The organism is Kordia sp., assembly GCF_045105435.1.
GTDB lineage: Bacteria > Bacteroidota > Bacteroidia > Flavobacteriales > Flavobacteriaceae > Kordia.
The window spans coordinates 1-10,534 of the sequence record NZ_JBGCDL010000287.1 but is presented as its reverse complement, the minus strand read 5'-3'; the positions used below and the strand labels follow the sequence as shown (position 1 = coordinate 10,534).

The 10,534-nt window shown below is 35.3% G+C and carries 7 protein-coding genes; 1 reads left to right on the top strand and 6 read right to left on the bottom strand.

Features of this window, described 5'->3' with window-relative positions; genetic code table 11:
* From AB8B65_RS14845 to AB8B65_RS14820, 6 genes are all read right to left on the bottom strand, one after another.
* Positions 1-165: DUF4286 family protein (locus AB8B65_RS14845; protein ID WP_405302048.1), on the bottom strand; the 165-nt coding region annotated here is incomplete at its 3' end.
* Between the two features lie 82 nt (positions 166-247).
* Positions 248-793: a hypothetical protein gene (locus AB8B65_RS14840; RefSeq protein WP_405302047.1), complete on the bottom strand. Its 546-nt coding sequence runs from the start codon at positions 791-793 to the stop codon at positions 248-250.
* 12 nt (positions 794-805) lie between these two features.
* Positions 806-2,599, bottom strand: coding sequence for a tetratricopeptide repeat protein (locus tag AB8B65_RS14835; RefSeq protein ID WP_405302046.1), 1,794 nt, complete (start codon positions 2,597-2,599; stop codon positions 806-808).
* A 643-nt stretch (positions 2,600-3,242) separates the two neighbouring features.
* Positions 3,243-4,514 (bottom strand): serine--tRNA ligase, encoded by a 1,272-nt coding sequence (serS, locus tag AB8B65_RS14830; protein WP_405302045.1) that lies wholly within the window; start codon positions 4,512-4,514, stop codon positions 3,243-3,245.
* A gap of 276 nt (positions 4,515-4,790) precedes the next feature.
* Complete coding sequence (locus AB8B65_RS14825; RefSeq protein WP_405302043.1) at positions 4,791-6,209, bottom strand: HTTM domain-containing protein; 1,419 nt, start codon at positions 6,207-6,209, stop codon at positions 4,791-4,793.
* Entirely contained in the window at positions 6,199-7,131 is a 933-nt protein-coding gene (locus AB8B65_RS14820) for a bifunctional riboflavin kinase/FAD synthetase (RefSeq protein WP_405302041.1), read from the bottom strand. The genes AB8B65_RS14825 and AB8B65_RS14820 overlap by 11 nt, the downstream gene beginning before the upstream one ends.
* Positions 7,132-7,358: 227 nt before the next feature.
* Between AB8B65_RS14820 and AB8B65_RS14815 the strand changes: the two genes are divergently transcribed.
* The coding region (locus AB8B65_RS14815) for a reprolysin-like metallopeptidase (RefSeq protein ID WP_405302039.1) at positions 7,359-10,534 on the top strand (3,176 nt) is incomplete at its 3' end.

The window sequence follows — 10,534 nt, the reverse complement described above, 5'->3', positions numbered from 1 at the left end:
GGAATAGGTAGTTCCTTCCATTTCTTCCTCTACCAATACTTGTGTAAACCGTGCTTCGGTAAATTTACCTGTTGCCAATACTTCAGGAATGTGTTTTTTAATCCAGATTAGAAATTCGTCGTGAACACTTTCAGCAATATTGATGGTTACATTATAAATGTACATACGTGAGTTTTGTAATGAAGTGCAAAATTACGGTTTTAAGCTGAATTATACATGAAGTTTGAAATGAAACAGTACTTTACTATTACCAAACTGGATATTTACTATATATTACACTAGGTTCACCTTCTGTAATAAGTTTTTGCTGATAGTTGTATACTTTAATCCAGCCACTAGATTCGCAACAGCCATGTGCTATGATTCGATATAAATTTGGTTCAAATTGAATTTCATCACTTTCGGTTTCATCAATGATAAATTCGATTTTTTTTGGATTATTAAAATCTCGTATCTCTGCACTTACTTTTGTGAGTCCACCTTCGGCACCATTTACCAATTCTGATACTTTTTTTATTTTTGCTATATGATAGGTCATATTATAGCCTTTCTGAGTAGTGTCGAGCATTCGAAAAACCTCATAAGTTACTTCAGAAACAATGTATTTTGGATTATAGACTAATCCATTTATGGTATCGCTTTTGTAGAGTGTAAAACTAGCTGTCTCAGCATCGAAATAACTGATTTTTGTAATATCAATAATTGTTTGATGCTTTTTTTGAGGTATAGTGCTTTCTTTTTTACAACTAATGAAACAACTTAGAGTTGCTAGTGTGAAAATTAATCTTTTCATTCAATTTTTAAGTTAATTCACCGAATCGCCACGTAACTTTCGATACGCTTTTTGCGCTTCTACATAGTGAATGCTATCTTGATGATTGAATATGATTTCTTCAAAGAATTGTTTGGCTTTTTCAGGCTCATCAAAGTGATTGAGATAGAGTTGTGCCATGGCAAAATATGCATCATCCACTAAAATATCTTCTTTGTAAAACTCAATAATTTTCTTGTAGTTTAAGCGTGCTTTGTCAAATTCGCCACGTTTTTCATAAAGCTTTGCTTGCATTAATAAGGCTTCATCTTCAATTTTTTCCCCTTTGTGATTTTGCAATATATCTTCTAATGTATTAATAGCTTCTGTATCTTTCTTTTGATAGTGTAACAAATCGGCTTTTGCATACTTTTTTAAGGCAGTTTGCGTAGAATCTTCCAAAGAATTATCAGAAATAATCAGTTTTAGTTGCAAAGCATCGTTCGCAATTAATTGTGATACAGACGATTTTAATACTTTGAGTTGCGTTTCTGCCCATTCAAAATCTCCTTTGTAATAGCTTGTGCGTGCTACGCGGAAACGTGCTTCTTGTCCAGTGACATCATTCTTCAACGCTTTTTGTACTTGCGAAAAGTAAATTAATGCCTGATTGAATTGTTCTTTGTACACCAAAATATCACCCAAAGCCAATTTTACAACCGCTTGTTGACGCAAGGTTAGTTTTATTTCTATGGCTTCTTTTAAGTATGCAATTGCAGTTTCTGGATCATCTTTCTGAAACGCTAAAAAGTTTGCATAATCGCGTTGTAATAAAATGGTTCTGAAATTGCGATCGTATTGCGTGAGTAATGCTTCAAATCGTTGCTGAATGGCGTCATAGTTTCCATCCGCCACAGCTTCAATATCTAATTGAAGTAAGCTTTGCGAAGCGCGAATAACAGTGCTGTCTTGCGTAGATTTTTCAATGATATAGTTTAGAATTTCGCGTGCTGTTTCTTTGTCATTGTCTTCAATACTCAAGTTTGCCAATTCAAAAATACGTTGCAGCGAATAATCGCCATTCATGTAAATTGCTTTTTCTTGAATGAACGCTCTTTTGTATTGCTTTTGCTGAATGAATAACCAGCTTAATAATTCGTTCCAGATTAAATTTGGATCTTCTTGATTTCGTTTGAGCAATAGTTTTCGGAAAAGTGTATTGTTTTCATCATTGGGATCGTTTCGCAAAAACTGACTGATAATACGCTGCGAATATCCTTTTTGCTCTACACGATCTTTGATTAAATCCAGGTAACTAGAAAACATTTTTTCAATGTCACCTTTTTCACCGTAAATACGGGCAATATTGTTTAGGAAGTTATAGTTTGGATTTTCCGCCATGGCGTGTTTGTAGACACGCAAAGCATAATTGAGTAACGATTTTTTCTCAAACGCACGCCCAATTCCGTACGAAGCTGTGAGTTTAGCTTTGGTGTATGCTACTGCTTTTTCGTAGTATTTATTTGCGCTGACAGTATCACGTTTTAAATCGTAATTAAAACCAACTTCTACAAGCAAAATAGGATTCAATCGTTTCAATTTAGGCTTTTCTACAGCTTCTAATAACAGTTTTTCGGCAGTGTCAAAATCTTCGAGTTGCTGATAACTATTAATCATTCCAATGAAATAATTGATTTTACGCGGCGATTTTTCATAGAGTTTTTCAAAAGCGATGACGGCTTTTTTGTATTCTCCTTTCTCGTAATATTGTCGCGCCAGTGCATCACTTTGTGCAACGGTTTGTGTACACATTGCCAAACTGAAAATGATGAATAAAAGGATACGCATAGAAAAGCTTTTTTTCAAAGATAACATAAAGTATGTTAAATAAATTGTAATGTGGTTAGATATTAGATCGCTAACGCTGTTAGATCGATTTACTTTAGGATATTGGATTGCTTCATTTCGACAAGCTCAATGCCTGCGGTATTAGATTTTTGGAGTGCATTAAAAACTTGATTGAAGACTGTGGATTTTTAGAATATTTGAAAATGCATTTCTTCTATACAAAACTGTCTGAAGGAGTGGAATTTCAAAGAAATTTTGTATCGAGATCTACTATGATTTTCAAATCGCTTCTCGATACAATTTTTTTTCATTTCATTACAAAAAAATCACTCGAAGTGACGTTTGGTGTTAAAAATACTAGCTTCACCAAAATCAAAAAATGCCCGAGCAATTGCTCAGGCATTTCTATCAGCTATAAATAAATTCCATAGATCTAACTATTTAAAACTAGGTTTGGGTGTATAGCATTTTCTGTTTAGTTCTAATATGATGCGTACTAGCTATTAATCTATGGATGGACGCACATATTTTGGTTTAAAAATTGGGACTGCAAACGTATATAAATTATCGTTAAAAAGCAAAAAACATCGACAAAATGCATTGCCGATGTTTAAAAAATAATGAGTTTATTGTTTTTTTTGACTTATGAAATTACGTCAAAGCCAGTGTAGCTGCGTAATACCTCTGGAATTTCGATTCCGTTTTCCGTTTGATAATTTTCTAAAATTCCAGCCAAAACTCTCGGTAAAGCCAATGAACTTCCGTTTAAGGTATGTGCCAATTGCTTTTTACCGTCTTTGTCTTTGATTCTTAATTTTAAACGATTTGCCTGAAATGTTTCAAAGTTAGACACCGAACTGATTTCCAACCAGCGATCTTGCGCTGTAGAAAATACTTCAAAATCATAGGTTAATGCAGCTGTAAATCCTAAATCGCCACCACACAAACGTAAAATTCTGTACGGAAGTTGTAATTCTTCTAGTATTTCTTTGATATGATTTACCATTCCGTCTAAAGCAGCATACGAATCTTCAGGACGTTCAATGCGTACAATTTCGACTTTATCAAATTGGTGTAAACGATTCAAACCACGAACATGTGCTCCGTAACTTCCAGCTTCACGTCTAAAACACGGTGTGTATCCTGTGCAGCAAATTGGTAAATCGTCTGCTTTTAGCAAATCGCCACGAAAAATATTTGTTATAGGAACTTCTCCTGTCGGAATCAAATACAAATCATCTGCAGTTGCATGATACATTTGTCCTTCTTTATCTGGCAACTGACCTGTTCCGTAACCAGAAGCTTCATTTACCAAATGTGGTACTTGATATTCTGTATAACCAGCATCTGTGTTTTTATCTAGGAAATACTGAATCAACGCACGTTGCAAACGCGCACCTTTTCCTTTATACACAGGAAATCCTGCGCCAGTAATTTTATTTCCAAGTTCAAAATTGATGATGTCATATTTCTTAGCCAATTCCCAATGTGGTTGCGCGTTTTCATGCAACGTAGGAATATCGCCTTTACGAAATACTTCTTCGTTATCGTCTTCACTATTTCCTGCTGGAACCAATTTGTTTGGCACATTCGGAATTGTATATAAAAGTTCAGCAACCAAGGTTTCTTTCTCCTTTAAATCTGCTTTTAAAACTTCTGCTTGCGCTTTTACTTGCGTACTTTTTTCGCGTAAAATGGCTGCTTTCTTTGGTTCGCCACTTTTAAACAATTGCCCAATTTCTTTGGATAATTTATTAGAGGAAGCCAACGCATTGTCTAATTCAACTTGCAAACTTCTACGTGCTTCATCAAGTGAAACAACTTCGTTTACAACTTCAGTAGCATCAAAATTTCTTTTCTTCAAAGCCTCAATAATTTCTGATTTGTTCTCTCTAATAAATTGTAATTGTAACATTTTGTTATTTTTTTGGCGTTTCCTACGATTTCTCTTCGGTCAGGCTTTCAACTATATCTTTTTGATGTTGTCATTGCGAGACAAATTTTTGAATTTGTTATGGCAAGCTGCTTAAAAGAAGCAGATTACTTCGTCGTTTGCTCCTCGTAATGACGTTTCATACCAAAAAGGATGTCGTCTCAATCCTTAACGCACGGATTAATGAAGCCACAAAAATAATCAAATTAAGAGAAAACAAGAGTTATTTTTTTGTCTAGAATACAAGAAATTTTAAAATCATTTTTTTGGTGGAGATTTCTTCTTTTCATATTTACTTCTAAAAGGCAATAACCAAGTGTGATGTGAGAAGTGCGACCATTCTTCTTCTGCCAAATTTACTTTTGGATCGAAAAGTCGTTGCCGCGGATGATTGTTTACCCGTACAAGTCCTTCTGCATAGATTTCAATATCTGTTCCTTTTTTGGCGTATTCTTTCTTTAAAAATTGTACAAATTGCCATAACATATCAGGCTTAACTGCAATGCGTGCAGCTTGTTTAGCAGACGTATATTTTGATGGGCTTATGTACGTACTATCTCTTGTTTTTTTGTCAATTACTTTTAGGGTTACATGTCCTTGTTTTGCACGTAACATCATTCGCCAACTCAAGCGATGTCCTTCTTCGGTCCATAAAACGTCGTCTTCAAATGTCCAATGACGTAATGGCAATAAAATTTGAAAAATAAAGTAAATAGCAAAAATTGGAATGATTACTTTTCGGTAAGGAGTTAGTTTGATTTCGTTTCCTGTATAAATTTCTTTTTTCTTTAAGAAAATATTGCGAATGGTTGTTGGCTCAAAGAAGAAAATACAAAGTGCCAGCGACATGTACGGAAATATTCCGATGTGTAAAATAAACGAGTTAAATAAGTGAAAAACGATGGAGCATATAAAGAAAAACACACGTGTACGCTTCCATAATAGTCCAGGAACTACGAGTAAATCAAAACTGAGTCCGACATACGTGAGCAAGACATGAATCCATTTTTGCTGTAAAAATTCGCCCACAATAGGCAATTCTTTACGTCCTGCCATGAGGTTTGTTGGTACTTCACCTGACCACCAATCGGGATACATTTTGGCAACCGAAGCATAGGTATATACAATGAATAATTGCAATATAAAAATAACTAAAACCCAATTGGGCATGTGTATTTTTTTTAACGTAGGATTCTTTTTTACATCCACCGAAAGGTAGTGATGCGCAGGAACAATCCACATAAATACACACAATAATACTAGTAAATAATAATGATTGTTATAAGACGTTTTTTGCATTAAATACGCCGTTGTCCATAAAATGGTAAACGTTCCAATACTCCAGCGGTATTTATAGCCAATCATGACTAAAAAACCACAAATTCCCATCAACGCAAAGTAGAAATAAAAGCCATACGTATAGTCTGCCATATTTAACCATTCAATTCCGAATAGCTTAAAATCTAACAGTGGTTGTTTGAGTGTTTGATGTATTGGTGTTAAAACACCTTCAAACCCAATAAACGGAAATGTAAAATCAGGATCAATAAATGTATGTTTTACCCAACCTGTGAAAATGGCGCCAAATCCTTCCAAACCAATTAGTAACCCAAAAAATACTCGAAAAATAACGAGCGAAGTGTTGTCTACTTGTTTGTAAAGAAATTTATTCAGCATGATATTCTTGAATTAGTGCTAAAGAGGTTTGTTTGTCGTTTTTTAATTGTGCTTTTAAGTGTTCGATAGAATCAAATTTTTGTTCGTCTCGTAAACGTTTGAGCAATCGGATTTGAATTTTTTTATCATAAATATCGCGATCAAAATCAAAGAAATGTACTTCAATACTTTCGCTCGTTCCTTTTACGGTCGGATTTGTGCCAATATTCATCATTCCAAAAACAGGTTGGTCATCAATTATACTTTTTACAAAGTAAACACCTTGTTTAGGAATGAGTTTATAATCTTCTTTGATGTGAATGTTTGCCGTTGGGAAGTCGATTGTATTGCCCAAACCTTTGCCAGAAATAACAGTTCCTGTAAGCATAAATTCATAACCAAGATAGGTGTTAGCTGTTGTAATATCACCTTCGTTTAGTGCTTTTCTAATTTTAGTAGAGCTGATGGTGATATCGTCAATTTCTTTGGCTCCGATTTCTGCTACTTTAAAATCGAATGCTTCACCAAATTCTCGTAAATCGTCAATATTTGCGGTTCGATTTCTCCCAAAACGATGATCATACCCAATAATTATTTTTTTTAAGTTTAGATGTTTAATCAAAAAATCGCGTACAAAATCGCGCGCTTTCAAGCGTGAAAATTCTTTATTAAATGGATAAACGATTAATGTGTTGAGTCCGGTTGCTTCTAGCAATTGAATACGCTCTTCAATCGTGTTGATTAATTTAATGTTGCTATCTTGTTGTAACACCATTCGCGGATGCGGAAAAAAGGTGAGCAACATCGTATTGAGTCCTTCTGATTTTTCGATCAGATTTTCAATAATTTTTTTATGTCCTACATGAACACCATCAAAAGTACCAATGGTAATTGCGGATGGATTTTTGGCTCTATATGCGTCAAAAAAATCTATGGTATTCACTAAGCAGTCTTTTTTACAAAACTATCTAATTCTTTCACAAAAAATAAATAATCTTATTCTAATCTTCTTTTTTTACTAAAAAGCACATTCATTCATAGACAAAAATAAATCCTTCGTCGCTCAAATTCTTCTGCTTCGTCGAAAAATGATGTAAAATTTATGTTTCTAGGTTAAAAAAAGTGATTTTTGACGTTAAAATTAACCCCTAATCTTAAATAAAAAGCGCTATGAAGCAAAAATTATGCTTCGGTTTTTTAGCATATCTATTTTTGATTTCCTCTGTTGGGTTTGCTCAAAACAACGATTGGAAAAAGCTAGAAACCGTTACAGATACTGAATCAGTATCAAAATTAAATTTATCCGAACAGAAAGTTGATTTTTTTGAGCTAAATTTTGAAAACTTTCAACAACAACTTATCAATGCACCTTTACGAGGAGTTACCTACGACTCTGGTACTTTTGTGCAAATCCCTGGAATTAATGGACAGCTAGAAACATTTAAAATATATGAAGCTCCAGTTTTTGCACCTGAATTGGCTGCAAAATTTCCAAATATTAAATCGTATGTTGGGTATAGTCAAGAAAATTATGGTGCCTCAATACGTATGAGTATTTCGCACAAAGGTGTACAAACAATGATTTCTTATGTTGATCAACCAACAGTTTTTATGCAACCAGCAGGAAACGATGTGGTTAATTATGTATTGTATACTAGAGATGCACGTGTTAATACAGTAAGTGAATTTAATTGTAAAACGATTGATGAAGTACAAGGAAAATTTACTGATGATACAGGTATTCAACCTAAAGACGCAGACGACCAAACTTTACGTACATTCCGAATTGCAGTTTCTGTAACTGGAGAATATACACAATACCACGGTGGAGCAGTAGCGGACGCTATGGCTGCGATTAATGCAACAATGGCACGTGTCAATGCTATTTTTGAAGTAGACATGGCAGTTACTTTTGAGTTGATTGCAAATAATGATACTTTAATATTTACCAATGCAAATACAGATCCGTACTCAGCCGCAGCCGCAGGAACTGCTGGTGCTTGGAATACAGAGCTTCAAAACCATTTAACAGGTTCTATTGGAAATGCTGCTTACGACATTGGACATTTGTTTGGTGCTACTGGTGGTGGTGGAAACGCAGGATGTATTGGTTGTGTTTGTGTAGATGATACATTGTCTACCACTGATGAAAATAAAGGAAGTGCGTATACGTCTCCGTCAGATGGAATTCCGGAAGGAGATACTTTTGATGTTGATTATGTAGCACACGAAATTGGTCACCAAATGGGCGCAAACCATACGTGGGCTTTTAATACTGAAGGAACAGGTGTAAATGCTGAACCAGGAAGTGGATCAACAGTAATGGCGTATGCAGGAATTACAGGTGCAAATAACGTACAACAAAATAGTGATCCATATTTTCATTATCATAGTATTAGACAAGTTTTAGATAATTTAGAAATACGTACATGTTGGACAGCTAATAACTCACCAATGTTATCAAACAATCCGCCAAATGCGAATGCAGGAAGCGATTATATTATTCCACAAGGAACAGCGTATGTACTAAGAGGAAGTGCTACAGACGCCGATGGAGGCGATGCACTGACTTATTGTTGGGAGCAAGCGGATAGCGGACAAGTTACAAATACGACATTTGGTCCTACGATAACGAATGGTTCTATGAACCGATCGCAAGTACCAACAAGTTCCCCAAATAGATATATTCCAAAATTGAGTAGCGTTGCATCTGGAAATTTAACACAAACAAATCCTACTATAAATAGTGCTTGGGAAACTGTAGCTACTGTAAATAGAACGATGAGTTGGGCATTAACTGTTCGTGATAGAGAACCTACAGCAACAGGACTCGGTGGGCAATCTAGTTTTGACACTGCTTCTATTGAAGTAACAACATTGGCAGGACCTTTTACAGTATCATCACAAAATTCGAATGTGAGCTGGGAAATGGGAACTGCTCAAACAGTAACTTGGGACGTGGCAAATACTGATATGGCACCAATAAATACTGCAAGTGTTAATATTTTACTGTCTATAGATGGTGGCGCTACATTTCCGTTTACGTTGGCAACAAATGTGAATAATGATGGTTCGCACCAAATTACAGTTCCTGTAACGGCACCAACTTCGCAAGCAAGAATTATTGTAGAAGGCGCAGGAAATATCTTTTTTGCGATGAACTCTAGCAATTTTACGTTGATAGAGCCAGATTTTGCTTTGGTTTTTGCAGACAATGATGAAACTGCTTGTCAGCCAGCAGATGCTGTATATAACTTTACGTACAATGCTTTTAACGGATTTAATGGTACTACTAATTTTTCTGTAGCGAATCTTCCGGTAGGAGCAAACGCAACTTTTAATCCTATTAATGCTTCCGCAGATGGAACAAACGTAACGCTTACAATTTCTGGAACAGGCGGAGTAGCACCAAGTACGTACTTGTTTTCTGCTCAAGGAACTTCTGGAGGAACGACAAGAGTTTCTGATTTAATTATTAGCGTACTTCCTGGAAGTTTATCGCCAGTGACGCTAGTTTCGCCTTCAAACAATGCTACAAATATCCCTGTAAATACAAGTTTTAGTTGGTCTGTAAATACAATTTCAGATGGATATCAAATTGAATTTGCAACAGATCCAGGGTTTACAAATATTGTAGAATCGACTACAGTAACAAATGCTAATTACACGCCTTCTTCTCTAGGACAATCGACTACATATTACTGGAGAATTGGAGTTGCGAATGATTGTGTGTCAACGGTATATTCAAGTACAAATTCATTTACAACACAATCGTGTGCAGTTTGTGCTTCTGTATCAAATACAAGCTTCCAAACAAGTACAACGTTGGTAGACTTTGAAGATATTACTAGATCTTCTGCAAAACCTGCAGGATATACTGATTATACGTCTACAGATGCTACAGATGTAATAAAGGAATCATCATACGCACTTACAGTGAATGCAAATACAGATGGAGACTTTAGAACACAAACGAAAGTATGGATTGATTGGAACCAGAATTGTAGTTTTGACGATGCAGGAGAAGAATATGATTTAGGAGAAGCAGATAATGTAGCCGATGGTGCAACAGCAAACTCTGGAATGTTGATTATGGTGCCAAGTACAGCTCTTGTAGGAGCAACTACGATGCGTGTGTCAACAAAGTATACTTCTAGAAATACGATTGTATTCCCAACTTCTTGTGAAAATGGAGCAGATGGAGAAGTAGAAGATTATCGTATTAATGTTCAAAATACACTATCAACTGCTGCTAATGAGTTGGAAGGTTTTGCTATTTGGCCAAATCCAACACGAGGAAAGTTTGTTGTGAAGTTTACTTCAACATCTTCTGAAGATGTTACCAT

Coding starts and splice junctions, on each gene's coding strand:
- AB8B65_RS14835 (WP_405302046.1), bottom strand. CDS start 2,599: ATGCGTATCCTTTTATTCATCATTTTCAGTTTGGCAATGTGTACACAA.
- AB8B65_RS14840 (WP_405302047.1), bottom strand. CDS start 793: ATGAAAAGATTAATTTTCACACTAGCAACTCTAAGTTGTTTCATTAGT.
- AB8B65_RS14825 (WP_405302043.1), bottom strand. CDS start 6,209: ATGCTGAATAAATTTCTTTACAAACAAGTAGACAACACTTCGCTCGTT.
- serS (WP_405302045.1), bottom strand. CDS start 4,514: ATGTTACAATTACAATTTATTAGAGAGAACAAATCAGAAATTATTGAG.